Genomic DNA, 18,013 nt, shown 5'->3' on the forward strand with positions numbered 1-18,013 from the left:
CCAGAACTGAGAAAGGTACGCGCGTGAAGATCATCGCAGCGGACGTCATCGTCACCAGCCCCGACCGCAACTTCGTCACCCTCAAGATCACGACGGACGAGGGGATCACCGGGCTGGGCGACGGCACTCTCAACGGGCGCGAGCTGGCGGTCGCGTCGTACCTGGCCGACCACGTCGTCCCGTTGCTGATCGGGCGGGACCCGCATCGCATCGAGGACACCTGGCAGTTCCTCTACCGCTCGGCGTACTGGCGGCGCGGGCCCGTCACCATGGCCGCCATCGCCGCCGTGGACGTGGCGCTGTGGGACATCAAGGCCAAGGCCGCCGGGATGCCGCTCTACCAGCTGCTCGGCGGCGCCTCCCGCAACGGGATCATGGCGTACGGGCACGCCTCGGGCCGGGACCTGCCGGAGCTGTTCGACTCGATCCGCCGGCACCTGGAGATGGGGTACCGCTCGCTGCGGGTGCAGACCTCCGTACCGGGCATCAACGCCGTCTACGGCGTGGCCGCCCAGCCGAGCGTCGAGGGCAAGCGGTACGACTACGAGCCGGCCCAGCGCACCGCGCTACCCGCGGAAGAGGACTGGGACACCCGCGCCTACCTGCGCCACCTGCCCGGCGTCTTCGAGGCGGTGCGGGGCGAGTTCGGCCCCGAGCTGCCGCTGCTGCACGACGGGCACCACCGGATGACCCCCATCCAGGCCGCCCGGCTCGGCAAGGCGCTCGAGCCGTACGACCTGTTCTGGCTGGAGGACTGCACCCCGGCGGAGAACCAGGAGGCGCTGCGCCTGGTCCGTCAGCACACGACCACCCCGCTGGCCATCGGGGAGGTCTTCAACACCGTGTGGGACTACCAGACCCTGATCCGCGAGCAGCTCATCGACTACGTCCGCTCCGCCGTCACCCACACCGGCGGGATCACGGCCATGCGCAAGCTGCTCGACTACGCCGCCCAATATCAGATCAAGTCCGGCATCCACGGCCCGACCGACATCTCGCCGGTCGGCATGGCCGCAGCCCTGCACCTGGACCTGGCGATCCACAACTTCGGCATCCAGGAGTACATGCAGCACGGCGCGGCGACCAACGAGGTGTTCCGGCAGTCGTTCAGCTTCGCCGACGGCTACCTGCATCCCGGTGAGCTGCCGGGGCTCGGCGTGGAGCTCGACGAGGAGGCCGCGGCGCGGTTCCCGTACCAACCGGCGTACCTGCCGTTCAACCGGCTCAAGGACGGCACCGTCCATGACTGGTGAGCACCGGCGCACCCGGCACGTCGTGGTCATGGGCGTGTCGGGCGCGGGCAAGACGACCGTGGCCCGCAGGATCAGCGAGCTGACCGGGCTGCGGTTCGCCGAGGCGGACGAGTTCCACCCGGAGGCGAACGTGGCGCGGATGCGCGCCGGCATCCCGCTGAACGACGCGGACCGCTGGCCGTGGCTGCGCGACCTGGCCGCCTGGATGGCCGCCCGGCACGCCGAGGGCGTCTCCACGGTGCTGGCCTGCTCGGCGCTCAAGCGCTCCTATCGGGACGTGCTGCGGCAGGGCCCGCCGGAGGTGGAGTTCGTCCACCTGGACGGGCCCGCGACGCTGATCCGGGACCGGTTGACCCGCCGCACCGGCCACTACATGTCGCCCGGCCTGTTCGACTCGCAGCGGGCGACCCTGGAGCACCTCGGCCCGGAGGAGTCCGGGATGGTGCTGGAGGTGGCGCTGCCGCCGGACGAGCTGGCGGCGGCGGTGACGGCCCGGCTCGGCCTGCCGCCCGCCACCCGCCCGGCGATCCCCTGAGCTGGTGCCTGACCAGGGCCTGGTCAGGCAGGCCCCAGTTGCGGCAACACCTCGGCCGCGATCAGCTCCAGGTGGTCGAGGTCCTTGAAGTCGATCAGGCGCAGATGCACCCGGGTGGCGCCGATCGCGGCGAACTCGCCGATCCGGTCGACGAGCTGGGCGGGCGAGCCGATCACCGGGTCCTCCGGGGGCAGCGCGCTCGGCACGTGCAGCGGGGCGGCCCGGAGCCGGGCCGATCGCGACGACGACGCCCGCCGAGAGCACCAGCGGAGCATGGCGGCCGATCCGTTCCTGCGCCTCGACGGCCCGCTCGAACGCCTGCGCGGTCTCTGATACGTTCCTGAACGGCAGGTTGAACTCGTCCGCGTAGCGGGCGGCGAGCCGCGGGGTGCGCTTCGGCCCGCGGCCGCCGACGATGATCGGCGGCCGGGGCCGCTGCGCCGGCCTGGGCAGGGCGGGGGCGTCGACCAGCCGGTAATGCTCGCCGTGGTGGCTGAACCGGTCTCCGGGCGGCGTGGCCCACAGCCCGGTGACGATGGCGAGCTGCTCCTCCAGCCGGTCGAAGCGCTCACCGAGCGAAGGGAACGGGATGCCGTAGGCGGTGTGCTCGCGCTCGTACCAGCCGGCGCCGAGGCCCAGCTCCACCCGGCCGCCGCTCATCCGGTCCACCTGCGCGACGCTCACCGCGAGCGGCCCGGGCAGCCGGAAGGTCGCCGACGAGACCAGCGCGCCCAGCCGGATCCGGGAGGTCTCCCTGGCCAGACCGGCCAGGGTCACCCAGGCGTCCGTGGGGCCGGGCAGGCCGCCCTCGAGTTCCATGGACCGGTAGTGGTCGGCGCGCAGGAAGCCCTCGAACCCGCCGTCCTCGGCCAGCCGCGCCATCCGCAGCTGGTCGTCGTAGGTGGCGCCGCGATGCGGTTCGGCGAAGACGCACACGCGCATGCTCACTGCCCCCTCTCCCGGACCACCGCCGACGTGCCGCTCCCCACCAGCAGCTCGTGCAGATCGGCGCTGCACCGTGCGACCTCTTCGAAATGGGCGTCGCGGCCCAGGGTCCGCGGGCGCGGGATGCGGATCTCGACCACCTCGCGGATCCGCCCTGGACGCGGGGTGAGCACCACCACCCGGTCGGCCAGGAGCACCGCCTCGTCGATGGAGTGGGTGACGAAGACGATCGTCGACGCGTTCTCCATGTGCACGCGCTGCAGCTCCACCGACAGTTCCTCGCGGGTGATCGCGTCGAGCGCGGAGAACGGCTCGTCCATCAGCATCACCCGGGGGTTGCCGATCAGCGACCGGCACAAGGAGACCCGCTGCTGCATGCCGCCGGACAGCTCGTGCGGCAGGCGCCTGTCGAAGCCGGCCAGCCCGGCCATCTCCAGAAGTCGCACGGCGCGCTCGCGGTGGGCCGCCCGGCGCCAGCCGAAGATCTCCACCGGAAGCAGCACGTTGTCGATGACCGACCTCCAGGGCAGCAGCGCGGGCCGCTGGAACAGCATCGCGATGTCGCGCCGCGCCTTGGTGACCCGTTCGCCGGCGACCGTGATCTCGCCTTCGGTCGGCGGCAACAACCCGGCGATGAGCCTGAGAAGTGTGGATTTGCCGCATCCTGATCGGCCGACCAGAGCGACGAACTCACCCTCGGCCACGGTCAGATCGATGCCGCGCACCGCCTCCACGACCCCGGATCGTCCACTGAAACTGCGGGAAACCCCGGCCAGCCGAATCATGCGCGCAGCTCTCCATCTGACTGCGGTTTTAATCCAGTCGAACCAGACTATACGGATTGACAAGAAATGGAACCCTTGGTGGGCTTGGATACGCGGGCCGATCGGCGCCGGAGGAAAGGAAGCGCGCATGAGCAGGCTCACCCGTACGGTCGCCACCTTAGCTCTGACCTGCGCATTCACCGCTGGTTGCAGCAATCCCGACAATCAACAACAGACATCAACTTCTAGTAATAAGCCACTAGAAAAGGTGACTTATCTGACGTCGTTCGGCAATTTCGGGCGAGACTCGTACGCCTGGGTCGCGAAGGACAAAGGATTCTTCCGCGAGGCCGGCCTTGACGTGGACATCAAGCCCGGGGGCGGCACGGGCGACAACATTTCGAAGATCGAGGCCGGTGCGGCGATGTTCACGCCGGTCGACCTCACGGGCCTGATGCTGGCGCGCGGAAACGGCGGGGCCAAGAGCGTCGTCGTGGTGGCCGGGATCCAGCAGCGCACCATGGCCGCGCTCATCAGCCTCGAGGGCAACGGCATCACCAAGCCGAAGGACCTGGAGGGCAAGACGCTCGCCGACAGCCCGGGTTCGGTGGTGCGCAACCTCTTCCCCACCTACGCCAAGCTGGCCGGCGTCGACGCGTCCAAGGTCACCTGGGTCAACGGCGCTCCCGCGAACCTCATCGGCCTGCTGGCCGGCGGCAGCGTGGCGGGCATCGGCCAGTTCGTGGTGGGCGAGCCGACGGTGGAGTCGGTGGCCAAGGGCAAGCAGGCGGTCGTGCTCCCCTACAGCGACGTGATGAGTGACCTCTACGGCAACGTGCTCATCACCACGACCGAGATCGCCCAGGAGCAGCCCGATCTGGCCAGGCGTTTCATCGCGGCCCTGATGAAGGGACTCGTCCACAGCATCGACAACCCGGACGAGGCCGGCCGGATCCTCCAGAAGAACGTCCCGGCATCGGCGGCCGCCCCCGCCGCCGCCGAATGCACGTTGATGAGCGCTTTCGTCCGGCCGGAAGGCTCGGGCAACGTGGTCGGCACGATCGACGCGAAGCGGGTCGCCGGCAGCATCGAGCTCCTCCAGGACGCCGGCGCCATACCGGCCGGGCTGACCCCCGACCAGCTCATCAGTGCCGAGCTGACGCCGAAGCCCTGACCGCACGAGGAGCAACTGACATGGCCGAGGCAGGCGGCGCGCGACCCGCGGCTCCCGGCGGGCGTGCGGCGGTCACGGCGGTGGGGTGGCCCGCTCTCGGCCTCGCCGTCGCGGTCGGCGGCTGGTGGATGATCACCTCGGCGTTCCCCCTCGTCCATCCGGCGGTGCTGCCACCGCCCGCCGCGGTCCTGGCCGCCTTCCGGGCCAAGCCGGCGGAGCTGCTCGGCGGGCTGGCCACTACGACGCTGGAGACGGTGGCCGGCTTCCTGATCTCCGTGGCCGCCGGAGTGCTGATCGGGCTGCTGCTGGCCGCCTCGCGGGCGGCCGAGCGGATGTTCTCACCCCTGCTGGTGGCGATCAACGCGGTGCCGAAGATCGCGCTCGGGCCGCTGCTGGTCGTCTCGCTCGGCTGGGGGCAGCGGCCGATCCTGACCATGGTCGTCCTGCTCTCCTTCTTCCCGATCGTGCTCTCCACCGCGACCGGCCTCACCACGACGCCCGCCGACCTCGCCGAACTGGCCCGGTCCCTGGACGCCTCGCGCTGGCAGACCTTCCGCAAGGTACGGCTCCCCGCCGCGCTGTCGCACATCTTCGTCGGGCTGAAGGTCGCCATGCCGCTGGCCGCGATCGGCGCCGTCATCGGCGAGTTCCAGGCCGGCGAGGGCGGCCTCGGCTACCAGATCGTCCAGTACAGCGGCATCGCCGACAGCGCCACCGCCTGGGCGGCGATCGTCCTGCTGGGAGCGATGAGCGTGGCCCTCTACTCCGTCCTGGTCCTCGTCGAGCGGCTGGCCCTGCCCTGGGTACGGGAGACCACCTCCGAGCGCTGAACGGGCCGCGGCCCCATGGCGGGACTCAACCCGTCAGGGGTGAGCCGCGCCGACCACGAAGGACTCCAGCCGGTGCAGGAGGGCGGCCATCTCGCCCTCGGGCAGGCGGGCTGTGTCGGCGCTCAGTTCCACGCCGAGCGTGCCCTTCCAGCGCATCAGGGCCACGCAGAAGTCGCAGCTGCGCTGGTCCATGCCGGGCAGCCACTCCAGCTCCGACTCCCCGTCCGCGCGGTCGGCTCCACCCGGATCCGCGCCGGGGCGCAGGTCGTTGAAGCAGCAGAACGGGAACATGGGGATGCCCCGGTCGGCACTCATCCGGTCGACCATCGCGTGCAGGGCCAGTGAGTCGAAGCGGGCGCGCCGGTAAGACGCGAGAACCGCCGGATACGCGCTCACGAGAGTCTCGGCAAGGCTTCCGCACGGGCCCAGGGTGAACAACCCCAGCTGATTCAGGCTGGCGACCAGGCCCCGGGTCCGGCTGTCGAAGCGGTTGTGCACGATCGGGGTGATCGCGCACACCTCGTGCCCGGTCAGCTCGCGCAGCAGCATGGCGACCGCCACCAGCAGGACCGTGGCGGTGCTGACGCCGGTACGGCGGGCGAGCACCTGCGCGGCGTGGTCGAGCCGGGGCGACGACAGCACGGCCCGCGCGAACCTCGGCGTCGCGCCACTCCTGACCACGGTGGGGAACATGGCGGACGGTACGGTCCGCAGCAGCGCCTCCCACTGCGCGATCGACCGGTCCGAACGGGCCGATGCCGCCTCCTCCTCCCGTACCAGGTCGAGCAACTGCGCCGACGGCGGTCGCGTGAGCACTCCGCGGAGCAGCAGCATCCGCAGATCGCGCACCACGACGTCGGCCGCGCGCCAGTCCGCGACGACATGATCCATCACGAGCGCCACGTGGGTGGCGGCGCCGTCGCAGACCACGATCCCCGCGCGCAGCGGCTGCTCGCCGTCGCCGAAGGATCGCCCGGCCAGACGGTCGACAAGTCCGGCCGCGGCATCGTCCACGTCGCTGCGTGCCGCCTCGACCAGCTCGATCGCCAGGGTCCCGGCCGCCGCCACTTCCTGGTACGGCCCGGTCGCGCCGAGCCGTACCACGGACCTCAGGGCGTCGTGCCGACCCACCACCTCGGCCACGGCGGCCGCCACGGCCCCGGGATGGCGCGGACCGCCCGCGCCCGGGACGGTCAGCAGCCGGGGCACGTTGAAGTAGCGTGCGTCCGGCCCCACCCTCTTGATGGCCCCCCAGATGTCCCGCTGTCCCCACGCCAGCTCCGCCGTACCGGAACGGTCGGAGGCGAAGTCCACCGAAAGCCGCATGGCGCTCTCCTCAGTTCGGGACCGCTGCTCCCAGCTCGGACAGCCGCAGGCCCGGATCGCCGCCCGCGCGCCTCACCACGCGGGCGAACGCCTCCGCCAGGCGGTGCGCGGTGGCGGCGTCGAACAGGTCGGTCGAGTACTCCAGCCAGCCGCCGATCCCCTCCGGTCCCCGGTACAGGTCGAGGGACACCTCCACCCGGGCCCGTCCCAGGTCCGGCTGCGGGCACACCTCCACGGCCAGGTCCCCGAGCTCGGTGCGGAGCAGGTCGCCGGTGGGCAGATTGTGGGTGAGGTTGAACATCGCCTGGCACAGCGGCGGGCGGCTCAGGTCGCGGGGCACCCGCAGCGCGCCGAGGATGCGGTCCAGGGAGGTTCCGGCGTGGGCGAGGGCCTTCATGGTGCTGACCCGGGTACGCCGCAGCAGCTCACCGAAGGCCGGATCCCCCGACAGGTCGGCCCGCGCGACGAGCGTGGTGGAGAAGTAGCCGATCAGCGGGGCCAGCTCGGGCCGGTCCCGGCCGGCCACGGGCACGCCCACGCAGAAGTCGTTCTGCCCGGCGGCCGTGCCCAGCGTGACCTGCCACGCGGCGAGCAGGGCCATGAACGCGGTGGCCCGGTGAGCGCGCGCGACGGCCTCCAGGCGGGTGACGTCCGCGTCCGGCACGGCCACGGCGGCCTTCGCGCCGCGGCCGCTCCAGCGGGCGGGGCGGGGGTGGTCGAGGGGCAGGTCGAGCGGCGGCGCCCCGGCGAGCCGTTCGGTCCAGTAGTCCAGGTGGTCCCGGCCCTCCTCGGCCCGCCGCCGCTCGGCCACGGCGAAGTCGCGGTACTGCGTGGGCAGCTTGTCCAGCAGGGGCGCCCGGCCCTCCCGGTGGGCGCGGTAGCACTCGCCGAGCTCGCGCATGAGCACGTCGAGCGACCAGTGGTCGACCACGATGTGGTGCAGCACGATGCACAGGACGGCGTCGTCGGCGGCCAGGCGCAGCAGGCCCACCCGCCACGCGGGGGCCGCCGTGAGATCGAACGGCCGCCCGGCATAGCCCGCGACCGCGCGCCCGATGTCGGCGGAGGCGGGGTCCAGGCGGTCCAGCCGCACCTCGCCGGGCTCGTCCACGACCTGCGCCGGCAGGTCGCCGTCCAGCACGAAGCGCGTGCGCAGCACCTCGTGCCTGGCCGCGATCGTGGTGAACGCCGCGGCGAGAGCCGTCTCGTCGACGGGGCCGCGCAGCCGTACCGGCCAGGTGATGTGATAGGCGCAGTCGTCAGGGTCGAAGCGCTGCAGGAACCACAGCCGCTCCTGCCCGGTCGACAGCGGCCAGGTGCGCTGCTCCCGGCCGCCGAGCAGCGACCTGCGCAGGGCCGCACGGCGTTCGGGGGGCAGCGCGGCCAGGCGCCGGCGCAGCTTCTCGCGCTCGAGGTCGGGGCTCACGCAGGGGTCACCTCGAAAGTTGGGAACGCTCCCAACCAAGCCTAGATTTCGCGCCGGAGGCAGGTCAAGATCCCTCACCGCGACCCTGAGTGGTCGAAAGCGGACGGTGGGCGATCAGTACACGTGGCACAGGCCCTTCATTCTCGCCATTTGACAGTCTGGCAAGCTCGCCGTCCGACCGTTGCCGCCCCCCACAGTGATCGATAGAATCGATGGGAGCGCTCCCAAATCACCCTTCCCTCTCAAGGAGTGCCGATCGTGCCGGAACGACTGCTGGAAGAGATCACGGAGGACCTGTCCGACGACGACCTCGGGCTGCTCCTGCTGATCAGGCACTTCGAACGCAAGCTGCTCGACCTGTTCGGCCAGGGGCTCGTGCAGGGCACCACCCACACCTGCCTGGGGCAGGAGTACGTGCCGGTCGCGGTGACCCCGCTGCTGGGCGAGCAGGACTACGTCTTCAGCAACCATCGCGGGCACGGCCACTACCTGGCACGGTTCCGGGATCCGTACGGACTGCTCGCCGAGATCACCGGGCGGGAGGGCGCGGTCTGCGGGGGCGTGGGCGGCAGCCAGCACATCCTGTCCGGCCGCTACCTGTCCACCGGCATCCAGGGCGAGAGCCTGCCGGTCGCCACTGGCGTGGCCCTGCACCTGCGGGACGCCGAGCCCGGCGCGCTGGCGCTGGCCTACATCGGCGACGGGACCTGGGGCGAGGGCGCCGTGTACGAGGCGCTCAACATGGCGGCCCTCTGGCGGCTGCCGCTGGTCGTGGTGACCGAGAACAACGGGATCGCGCAGACCACGCCGACGTCGGCGCAGCTGGCGGGCACGATCGAGGATCGGGCGCGGGCGTTCGGGTGCCGGTTCCTGCACGTCGGCTCGCGGCACCCGCAGGAGATCCGGGACGCGCTGCGGCCGCTGTTCGAGCGGACCAGACAGGGCGCGGGGCCGCTGGTGGTGGAGTTCGCCACGCACCGGATCGGGCCCCACAGCAAGGGCGACGACACCCGCTCCGCCGAGGAGATCCGGCGCGCCCGCGACCACGACTGGTACCCGCGCCAGGACGCCTCCCCGCGCTTCGCCCGCATGGACGCGGAGGCGCGCGCGTTCATCGAGGTGGTGGCCGGCGAGGTGCTCGGGCGGCCGCTGTCGGCGTGGGAGGGCTGAGGGCGATGCGGGTCGCGGAGAGCCTCAACCGGGCGCTGCACGAGGTGCTCGCCGACGATCCGTCCGTGCGGGTGCTCGGCGAGGACGTGCTCGACCCGTACGGCGGAGCCTTCAAGATCACGAAAGGGCTGTCCACCCGTTTCCCCGGCCGGGTGCTGGCCACCCCGATCAGCGAGAACGGCATCGTCGGCGTGGCGGGCGGCCTGGCCCTCGCGGGCGGCAAGGCCATCGTCGAGATCATGTTCTCCGACTTCGTGGCCCTGGCCTTCGACCAGATCGTGAACTTCGCCGGCAAGTCGGTCTCCATGTACGGCAGACCGCTGCGACTGCCGCTGATCGTGCGCTGCCCGTCCGGGGGCGGTCGCGGCTACGGCCCCACGCACAGCCAGAGCCTGCAGAAGCACTTCATCGGCGTGCCCGGTCTCGCGGTGTACGAGGTGTCCCCCTTCGACGACCATCGTGAGCTGTTCGACGAGATGCTCGCGCTCGGCGAGCCGTGCCTGCTGTTCGAGGACAAGATCCTCTACACCCGGCAGCTCTTCGGCGGCGGGGTCGCCGACGACCTGTTCCGGTACGACGTGCTGCCCGGGGCCGGCGGGGTGACCAGGGTGTACGTGGACGACCCCGAGCAGGCCGACTGCGTGATCATCGCACCGGGCGGGCTGGCGCACCGGGCCCTGGCCGCAATGCGCACCCTGCTGCTGGAGCGGGAGATCACCTGTCTGCTGCTCGTCCCCCGGCGCCTGTACCCCTTCGACGTGACCCCGCTGTCGCCGCTGCTGGAGCGGGCCGGCGCCGTGGTCGTCGCCGAGGAGAGCACCGCCGGCGGCACCTGGGGGGCCGAGGTGGCGCACCAGGTGCACGGCCGGCTCTGGGGGCGCCTGCGGCGTCCCGTGTCCCTCGTCCACTCGGCGGCCGGGGTGATCCCGGCGGCCGCCCATCTCGAGCGTGACGTGCTGGTGCAGGACACCGCGATCGTCCGCGCCGTACAGGAGCTCCTGCCTTGACCGAGCTGCGCGTGCCCAAGCTCAACAACAACGACACCGAGTACCTGCTGGTCGAGTGGCTGGCCGAGGACGGCGCCGGGGTGGTGAAGGGCGATCCGGTGGTGGTCCTGGAGACCTCCAAGGCGGCCGAGGAGCTGATGGCCGAGGCCGACGGCGTGCTGCGGCGGACGGCGGAGACCGGCGCGACCTGCCGGCCCGGGGACGTGATCGCGCACATCTCCGACGGCTCGGCGCCCCCGCCGCCGGCCATCGAGAGCGGTCCGGCGGCCGCCGGCTCGGCACCTCCGCAGGCGGCCGCCGGCTCGGCGCCTGCGCCGGCCGGCGCACCCGGCGCACCCGGCGCGGCCGGCGCGGCCGGCGACGGCTTCGGGCCGATCGTCACCGCGCCCGCCCAGGCGCTGATCGACGAGCACGGCGTGGACCCGGCGCGGATCCGCGCGCTGGGCAAGAAGGTGATCAAGCGCGCCGACGTGCTGGCCCTGCTGGAGACCGGCACCGACGACACGCGGCCGCTGCCGGCCGTTCAGCGGGCCGTGGCCGCCGCGGTCACCCGTTCCCACCACACGATCCCGGCCGCCTTCACCGCCGTGAAGCTGGACGCCGGCCCCGCGATCGCCCGGGCCCGCGCCCTCAGCAAGGAGGCCAGGGCCCTGATCGGGCTGCCCGAGTTGCTGGTCTCGGCGGTCGCGTCGCTGCACGGGCGGTTCCCGATGTGCTTCGCCGAGCTGGTGGAGGCGGACGGGCCCGGCGGCGAGCCGGCCGTGCGCCCCTCACCGGGCCCCAACGTCGGCGTCACCGTGGACGTCGGCCACGGCCTGTACGTCCCGGTGCTGCGCGACGCCGACCGCCTGTCACTCAAGGAGATCGCGGAGCGGCTCACGGCGTACCGGACGAAGGCGTCGCAGGCGGCCTTCCGCGAGGACGACCTGGCGGGCGGGAACATCGTCGTCACCCTGCACACCGACGCCGCCGTGCTCCTCGCCGTGCCGATCGTGTTCCCCGGGCAGACGTGCGCGCTGTCGCTGTGCGCGCCGCAGCACGAGTTCGCCCTCGACTCCGCCGGAAATATCGTGAAACGCACCACGGTCACCCTGGGGATGGCGTTCGATCACCGCCTCGTGAACGGGCGGGAGGCGGCGATGTTCCTGAACGCCATCCGCAGGACGATCACTCCCTGAGCACGGGCGGCCCGGTCAGGGCGCGCCGCGCCTCCTCCTCGCTCATCGCGTCGATCTCCTCGATCAGCAGGTCCTCGACGGCCTCGGCGAGGTCGGCCACGGTGCCGCAGCCGAACACGACCCGGATCGGCACCTCCACCTCCAGCATCGCCCGCAGCCGCGCCGCGACCCGGGTGGTCATCAGGGAATGCCCGCCCAGCTCCAGCAGATCGTCCAGTACGCCGACCCGTTCGAGGCCGAGCACCTCGGCCCAGATCTCGGCGACCAGCGCCTCGCTGTCGGTGCGCGGCGCCGTGTAGTCCGTCCCGGTGACCCGGTCAGGCTCGGGCAGCGCGGCCCGGTCGAGCTTGCCCCGGGAGGTGAGCGGCAGCTCCGCCAGCCGTGACCACCGGGTCGGCACGAAGCCTCGCGGCAGCCTGCCCGCCGCGTGCGCGCGCAGCTCGGCGGGGGCCGCGGGGCCGGTGAAGTACGCCACCAGGTCCTCGCCGCGCGCGGTCACGGCCACCTGCCCGGCGCCGGGGTGCTCGCGCAGGGCGGCCTCCACGTCGCCGGGCTCGATGCGCACGCCGCGTACCTTGACCTGGTCGTCCAGGCGGCCCAGGAACTCCAGCTGCCCGTCCGAGCGCCACCGCGCCCGGTCACCGGTGCGCAGGCGCCGGGCGCCGGGCTCGCCGTACGGGTCGGGCTCGAAGGCGGCGGCGGTACGGCGGGGCAGCCCGGCATATCCGCGGGCCACCCCGGCGCCGCCGATCGTCAGCTCGCCCGCCGCGCCCGGCGGCACCGGCTCGCCTCGCGCATCCAGCACCCGCACCGACGTGGCGGACAGCGGCCGGCCGATCGGCGGGCGCCCGCCGGGGTCGGTCCCGTCCAGCTCGGCCCAGGTCGCGATGACCGTGGCCTCCGTCGGCCCGTAGGTGTTGACCAGCCGGACCCCGGGCCCGTCGCGATGCCACAGCGCTTGCCACCGGGCCACGGCCGCCCCGTCGGCCTGCGAGCCGCCGAGGATCACCAGCCGCAGCGCGGGCGGCCAGGCCACCTCCGAGGGCGACTCGAGGAGCCGGTGCCAGTACGCGGTCGGCAGATCCAGGACCGTGATCCGGCGCCCGTCCGGCCCCGCCAGCAGGTCGGGCAGGCTCGCGGGGCCGTCGGGCAGCGGCAGCACCGTCGCCCCTGACGCGAGCGCCGGGAAGATCTCCTCGACGTGGGTGTCGAAGCTCAGCGACGCGAACTGCACCACATGGTCCCCGGGCCCCAGGCCGTACTCCCGCCGCATCCATCCCACCCTGGCGGCCACCGAACGATGCTCGACGAGCACCGCCTTGGGCAGCCCGGCCGACCCCGAGGTGGTCATCACGTAGGCGATTCCCTTCACTGGGCCCTTGGCCGCGCTCCCCTCGGCCACGGCGCGCACCCGGTCCTCGCCGATCAGCCAGGCGGCGCCCGCGGCGGCCATGGAGTCGGCGTGCCGGGCGGGCGGGTCGGCGGGGTCCAGGGGCAGGTAGGCGGCGCCCGCCCGCCACACGCCCAGCAGCGCGGCGATCACCTCGGCGGGCACCTCGGCGGACGGGGCCAGCCGCACGGCCACCACGTCGCCCTCCCGGACGCCGCTCTCCCGCAGGGCGCCGGCGAGCGCGCCGGCCCGGTCCCACAGCTCCGCGTACGAGACCACCTGATCGCCGCAGCGCACGGCGACCGCCTCCGGTGTCCGGCGCACCACGTCCGCCACCAGTTCCAGCACCCCGTCGGCGACGGGTTCGGCGGGACCGTCGGCCAGCTCCGCCATCGCCTTCTCGTCCCGCTCGGTCCACGCGGGAAGCCGCGAGATCGGCGTGTCCGGCCTGGTCACAGCCCCGGCCAGGAGCGTCAGGTAGCGCTCGGCGAGCGTCGCCACCTCTTCGGCCTCGAACACCGCGCCGTCGTAGCCGAAGCAGATCGCCAGCTCGTCCCCCGCCGGCCAGACCTCCACCATCAGATCCACCACGATCTGCTCGTGGCGTCCCTCGAAGTCCGACACCCGGACTCCCCCGTACGCCCGGTCCTGCCCGGCGGCGTAGTCCTGCATGATGAACACGGTCGGCAGCAGCGTCTCGACGCCGCGCGCCAGCCGCTCCAGCAGCGGCGCGGGCCGGCCCATCGCGTCGAGCACCACGCCTTTGACGCGCCCAAGCAGCTCGGCGAACGTCGGATCGCCCTCCAGGTCGCCGCGCAGCGGCAGAGTCTGGGTGAGGTAGCCGACCATCCGCTCCAGCTCGACCCGGTCCCGTCCGGCGACCACGGTGCCGACCACCATGTCCCGCTGCCCGCTGTGCCGGAACAGCAGCGCCTGGTAGGCCGCCATGAGCACCATGAACGGGGTCGCCCGGTGGGCCACGGCCAGCCGCTCCACCTCGGCGAGGTGCCGCGCGCCCAGCCGTACCCAGTGATAGCCGCCCTCCCGGACGGCCGCGCGCGCTCCCGGACGGGCGAAGGGCAGCTCGGTGACCGGCGGCGCGGCCAGCGCCTCGGTCCAGTACGGCATGGCCTTGTCCGCCCTGCGCCGCTGCCAGCGGGCGTAGTCGCTGGAGCGGATGGGCAGGTCGGGCAGGCGGGCGGGGCGGCCCTCCACGGCGGCGGCGTAGTACTCGCCCAGGTCGTCGAGCATGATCTCCAGGGAGTGCCCGTCGGCCAGGATGTGGTGCAGCGTCACGCACAGCACGTGATCGTCCGGGGCGATCTCGATGACGGCGACCCGCAGCGGGACGCCCGCGGCCAGGTCGAAGGCGGCGTTGGTGCGCTCGGCGACCAGCGCGCCCACCTGCTCCTCGGCCGCCGCCGGCCACTCGATCGGCGGCGCCCAGCCGACCGGTCCGGCCACCGCCCAGGGCGTGCCGTCCTCCTCCGCGAAGGCGGTCCGCAGGCTTTCGTGCCTGGCCACGAGCGCCCCGACGGCAGCGGTGAACGCGTCGCGGTCGAGCGGGCCGCGCAGGCGCCGCACCAGGTACATCGTGTACGAGGCGTCGCCGGGCTCCAGCCGCTGGAGCATCCAGAGCCGCTCCTGCGCGGGCGACAGCGGCGCCCTCATGACCCGGCCGCCAGGTCGTCGAACAGCCCCTGGAGCTCCTCGGCGCTGAGACCGTCGAGCTGGTCGCGCAGCGCGGCGACGTCGGCCAGGCTGAGCTCGGCGTCGTCCAGGTCGTCGAGCCGGGCGGCGAACCCGGCGATCGTCGGATGCTCGAACAGCACGACGATCGGCACCTCCAGGCCGTACCTGGCCTGGACCCTGGCGATGAGCTGCGTGGCGGCCAGGGAGTGGCCGCCGAGCTCGAAGAAGTCGTCGTCGGCGCCGATGGGCTCGGTGGCGCCGAGCACCCCCGCCCAGATCTCGGCGAGGTCGGACTCGACCCCGGCGGCCGGGGCGCGGAAGGCGGCGGTGCCGGGGCGCGTCCACGACGGGGTGGGCAGGGCGGCCCGGTCGAGCTTGCCGTTGGGGGTGAGCGGCAGGGACGTCAGGGTCGTGTGCCGGACCGGGATCATGTAGTCGGGGAGCGAGGCGCGCAGCCGTTCGCGCAGCGCGGCCCAGTCCACGGCCTGCTCCCGCGGGACCAGGTAGGCCACCAGCCGCCCGTCGCGGACGGCGGCCGCGGCGTCCTTGACCTCGGCGGCCGCTCGCAGGACGGCCTCGATCTCGCCCAGCTCGATGCGGAACCCGTGGACCTTGACCTGCTGGTCGGCGCGGCCCAGGTACTCCAGCCGGCCGTCGGGCGTGATCCTGGCCAGGTCACCCGTGGCGTACATGCGGGCGCCGGGGGTGCCGGCATACGGGTCGGGCAGGAAACGCGCGGCCGTCTGGCCGGGCAGCCCGTGGTATCCCCGGGCGACCCCCGCGCCGCCGATGTGCAGCTCGCCGGCCTCCCCGTCGGCGACCGGCGTCCCGTTCGCGTTCAGCAGGTGGATCCGGGTCCGCCCGATGGGTGAGCCGAGGTCCACGGCCTCGGGTCCCGGCCGCACCCGGCCGGCCGTGGACCACACGGTGGTCTCGGTGGGGCCGTACACGTTCCACAGCTCGGCGCCGTCGGCCAGCAGCGCGTCCGCGAGATCGCGGGGCAGCGCCTCGCCGCCGCACAACCGGGTCCTGATCGTCGCGGGGACTCCCCCGGACTCCAGCAGGATCCGCCAGCCCGCCGGCGTCGCCTGCATGATCGTGACTCCCTCGGCGACGGCGCGTTCGCGCAGCGCCCAGCCGTCGGAGACCTCGCCGGTGGCCGCGATCACCACCCGGCCTCCCGTGTACAGGGGCAGCAGCAGTTCCAGGACCGAGATGTCGAACGACAGCGTGGTGACGGCCAGCCACCGGTCCTCCGGCCCGATCGGCAGCAGTTCGGCGAACGACTCCAGCAGGTTCGCCACGGCCCGATGCGGCACCGCCACCCCCTTCGGGCGGCCGGTGGACCCCGAGGTGAACATCAGGTACGCCAGCCGTCCCCCATCGGCCGGAACCCCGGTGGACGGGGCGGGAGCGCCGCTCAGCGGCCGGCCCCCGGGCGAGAGCGTGAGAACAATGGGAACGTCGTCCAAAAGCGCGGGATCGACGCCCGCCTGCGTCAGCACCAGGCCGATGCCCGCGTCCTGGCGCATCATCCGCAGCCGTTCGGCGGGAAAGGCCGGGTCCAGCGGCACGTATGCCCCGCCCGCCGTCCACACGGCGAGCATCGCCACGAGCATCCCGGTGGTCCGCTCCATGCACAGCCCCACGGGCGCCTCGGGGCCGACGCCGTGTCCGCGCAGCACGGCGGCCAGGTCCTCGACGCGCCGGTGCAGCTCCCGGTAGGTCACCTGACCGTCGGAGCCGGTCACGGCCACCGCGTCGGGAGCCTTGTCCAGCCACCGCCATAGGGTGCCCGCGCCCCCGTTCGCAGAACTGCGCGGGGGCGGCGTCGTGTCGTCACTCAACGTCGATATCGCCTTTCAGTTTCGCAGGCTGAGCGGGCGCATGTCCGTCCAGACGGTCTCGATGTGGGCCAGGCACTCCTCCCGGGTGCCCGCGAACCCCGCGTCGGACCAGCCGGGCGGCAGTTCGCGATCGGCGGCCCAGACGGAGTACTGCTCCTCGTGGTTGACGACCACCCGCGTCTCCGCACTCATGTGTTCTCCTCGCTGACCAGTAGCGTCTCGATCTCGCGCAGCGTCGCCTCGATCGCCTCCCTGGGCAGGAGGGAGGTGTCGGCGAGCAGGTCCAGCCGGCAGGTATGGGTGGCGGGCCCGGCGGTGAAGAACACCTCGGCGTCCACCTCCGGCCAGGCCCCCACCGGGAAGATCCGGCCGGGGGTCGCGGGCGGGTTCGGCGGCAGGTTGGGCCAGCCCGCGGCGACCCGTACGTCGTTGAAGTAGGCGGTGGGCGGCGGCCCGGTCTCGTCGATCAGCGCCCGCTGGGCGGCCGGGTCGTAACGGGCGTGCCGGTACGCCGCCAGCACCCCCCGGTGCGCGGCCCGCACCACCTCGGCGAGCGGCGCGCCCGGGGCCACGTCCAGGACGAAGATCCCGTCCTGGACGAGGGTGGCCACCATGGGCGCCAGCCGGGGATCGTGCCGGTTGCCCACGATGAGCTGCAGCGCGACCGTGCCGCGGCCGGTCAGCCGGGACAGCAGCGTCGCGTACGCACCGAGCAGCACGCTGCTGGTACTCACCCCCCAGCGCGCGGCCAGCCCGGTGGCCGCCGCGCCGAGCGCCGCCGACTCCATGCCGAGCTTGACGAACCTGGGCTCCTCGGGCGTGCCCGGCGGCGCGGCGAACAGCGGACGCGGCATCCGTTCCAGCGCCGCCCGCCAGTGTCTGAGCGCCCGCTCGCCGCGCGCCGCGCCCTCGGGCGAACGTTCCTCGGCGGCCAGGTCGAGCGGCTGCGGCACGTCGCGCGGCAGCGGCTCCCCGGACAGCAGCCGCGGCCACTCGCCGGCGATGACGTCGAGCGCCCGCCCGTCCACCGCCATGTGCGTGAACGCGAACGCCACCGCGCGCGGCCTGCCGCCGTCCATGACGACGGCGCAGCGCACCGGGAGCTCGTCCGCGTAGTCGAAGCCCTTGGCCGCGAGGTCGGCGGCGATCTCCCCGGCCAGCAGCCTGGGCCGGGAGCCGGCGGCGTCGACCAGCTCGACCGACAGCCGCCCCCGCCCGGCGACCCGCTGCACCATATCGGCCTGCTCGGGGCCGGGGAGCCAGTTCGTGCGCAGGCTCTCATGCCGTTCGAGCAGCCGCGCGAGGGCGGCGAGGACGGCCGGCAGGCCGGGCTTGCCGTGCACCGGCAGGGCCCACGGCATGTTGAAGTACGGGTCGCCGGCGGGCAGCCACTCGGTGAGCCGCCAGATCGCCCGCTGGCCCCAGGTGAGCGGCCCCTGGCCCGACCTGGCGCCGGTGAACTCGACCGTCACGGGG

At 73.2% G+C, this 18,013-nt stretch carries 14 protein-coding genes and 1 pseudogene; 7 read left to right on the forward strand and 8 right to left on the reverse strand.

Annotated features, from left to right (window positions below; all coding sequences use genetic code 11):
- The first annotated feature begins 23 nt into the window (after positions 1–23).
- Together manD and ACFKCF_RS24675 are read left to right on the forward strand one after the other, a co-directional pair.
- Complete coding sequence (manD, locus tag ACFKCF_RS24670) at positions 24–1,253, forward strand: D-mannonate dehydratase ManD (protein WP_394497051.1); 1,230 nt, start codon at positions 24–26, stop codon at positions 1,251–1,253.
- Positions 1,243–1,788, forward strand: a complete 546-nt coding sequence (locus ACFKCF_RS24675; RefSeq protein WP_394497053.1) for a gluconokinase — start codon at positions 1,243–1,245, stop codon at positions 1,786–1,788. The genes manD and ACFKCF_RS24675 overlap by 11 nt, the downstream gene beginning before the upstream one ends.
- Before the next feature lie 23 nt (positions 1,789–1,811).
- Here ACFKCF_RS24675 and ACFKCF_RS24680 read toward each other — a convergent pair.
- Both ACFKCF_RS24680 and ACFKCF_RS24685 read right to left on the reverse strand, forming a co-directional pair.
- A pseudogene (locus ACFKCF_RS24680) lies at positions 1,812–2,730 on the reverse strand (TIGR03560 family F420-dependent LLM class oxidoreductase).
- Between the two features lie 2 nt (positions 2,731–2,732).
- The gene (locus ACFKCF_RS24685) at positions 2,733–3,458 is read right to left on the reverse strand and encodes an ABC transporter ATP-binding protein (RefSeq protein WP_394497055.1); all 726 of its coding nucleotides are present in this window, start codon (positions 3,456–3,458) and stop codon (positions 2,733–2,735) included.
- On the opposite strand from ACFKCF_RS24685, the gene ACFKCF_RS24690 reads away from it, so the two are divergent.
- Together ACFKCF_RS24690 and ACFKCF_RS24695 are read left to right on the forward strand one after the other, a co-directional pair.
- Complete coding sequence (locus ACFKCF_RS24690) at positions 3,448–4,671, forward strand: ABC transporter substrate-binding protein (protein WP_394497057.1); 1,224 nt, start codon at positions 3,448–3,450, stop codon at positions 4,669–4,671. The two genes, ACFKCF_RS24685 and ACFKCF_RS24690, sit on opposite strands and share 11 nt — an antisense overlap.
- A gap of 20 nt (positions 4,672–4,691) precedes the next feature.
- Positions 4,692–5,501: an ABC transporter permease gene (locus ACFKCF_RS24695; protein WP_394497059.1), complete on the forward strand. Its 810-nt coding sequence runs from the start codon at positions 4,692–4,694 to the stop codon at positions 5,499–5,501.
- Positions 5,502–5,534: 33 nt separating this feature from the next.
- On the opposite strand, the gene ACFKCF_RS24700 is transcribed toward ACFKCF_RS24695, so the two are convergent.
- Both ACFKCF_RS24700 and ACFKCF_RS24705 read right to left on the reverse strand, forming a co-directional pair.
- Positions 5,535–6,827: a condensation domain-containing protein gene (locus ACFKCF_RS24700; RefSeq protein WP_394497061.1), complete on the reverse strand. Its 1,293-nt coding sequence runs from the start codon at positions 6,825–6,827 to the stop codon at positions 5,535–5,537.
- A gap of 10 nt (positions 6,828–6,837) precedes the next feature.
- Positions 6,838–8,253: a condensation domain-containing protein gene (locus ACFKCF_RS24705; protein ID WP_394497062.1), complete on the reverse strand. Its 1,416-nt coding sequence runs from the start codon at positions 8,251–8,253 to the stop codon at positions 6,838–6,840.
- Positions 8,254–8,511: 258 nt separating this feature from the next.
- On the opposite strand from ACFKCF_RS24705, the gene ACFKCF_RS24710 reads away from it, so the two are divergent.
- The 3 genes from ACFKCF_RS24710 to ACFKCF_RS24720 are packed head-to-tail and all read left to right on the forward strand — an operon-like array spanning position 8,512 to position 11,608.
- A complete protein-coding gene (locus tag ACFKCF_RS24710; protein WP_394497064.1) occupies positions 8,512–9,423 on the forward strand; it encodes a thiamine pyrophosphate-dependent dehydrogenase E1 component subunit alpha in 912 nt (303 codons plus the stop codon).
- A gap of 5 nt (positions 9,424–9,428) precedes the next feature.
- Positions 9,429–10,430 (forward strand): alpha-ketoacid dehydrogenase subunit beta, encoded by a 1,002-nt coding sequence (locus ACFKCF_RS24715; RefSeq protein ID WP_394497065.1) that lies wholly within the window; start codon positions 9,429–9,431, stop codon positions 10,428–10,430.
- Entirely contained in the window at positions 10,427–11,608 is a 1,182-nt protein-coding gene (locus ACFKCF_RS24720; protein WP_394497067.1) for a 2-oxo acid dehydrogenase subunit E2, read from the forward strand. The genes ACFKCF_RS24715 and ACFKCF_RS24720 overlap by 4 nt, the downstream gene beginning before the upstream one ends.
- On the opposite strand, the gene ACFKCF_RS24725 is transcribed toward ACFKCF_RS24720, so the two are convergent.
- The 4 genes from ACFKCF_RS24725 to ACFKCF_RS24740 are packed head-to-tail and all read right to left on the reverse strand — an operon-like array spanning position 11,598 to position 18,009.
- A complete protein-coding gene (locus ACFKCF_RS24725; RefSeq protein ID WP_394497069.1) occupies positions 11,598–14,669 on the reverse strand; it encodes an amino acid adenylation domain-containing protein in 3,072 nt (1,023 codons plus the stop codon). The genes ACFKCF_RS24720 and ACFKCF_RS24725 overlap by 11 nt on opposite strands.
- Complete coding sequence (locus ACFKCF_RS24730) at positions 14,666–16,537, reverse strand: amino acid adenylation domain-containing protein (RefSeq protein ID WP_394497071.1); 1,872 nt, start codon at positions 16,535–16,537, stop codon at positions 14,666–14,668. Before ACFKCF_RS24730 ends, ACFKCF_RS24725 begins: the two co-directional genes overlap by 4 nt.
- A 15-nt stretch (positions 16,538–16,552) precedes the next feature.
- Positions 16,553–16,729, reverse strand: coding sequence for an MbtH family protein (locus tag ACFKCF_RS24735; RefSeq protein WP_394497073.1), 177 nt, complete (start codon positions 16,727–16,729; stop codon positions 16,553–16,555).
- Positions 16,726–18,009, reverse strand: coding sequence for a condensation domain-containing protein (locus ACFKCF_RS24740; RefSeq protein ID WP_394497074.1), 1,284 nt, complete (start codon positions 18,007–18,009; stop codon positions 16,726–16,728). Before ACFKCF_RS24740 ends, ACFKCF_RS24735 begins: the two co-directional genes overlap by 4 nt.
- Positions 18,010–18,013 lie beyond the last annotated feature (4 nt).

It is taken from the genome of Nonomuraea sp. JJY05, assembly GCF_043496855.1.
Classification (GTDB): domain Bacteria; phylum Actinomycetota; class Actinomycetes; order Streptosporangiales; family Streptosporangiaceae; genus Nonomuraea.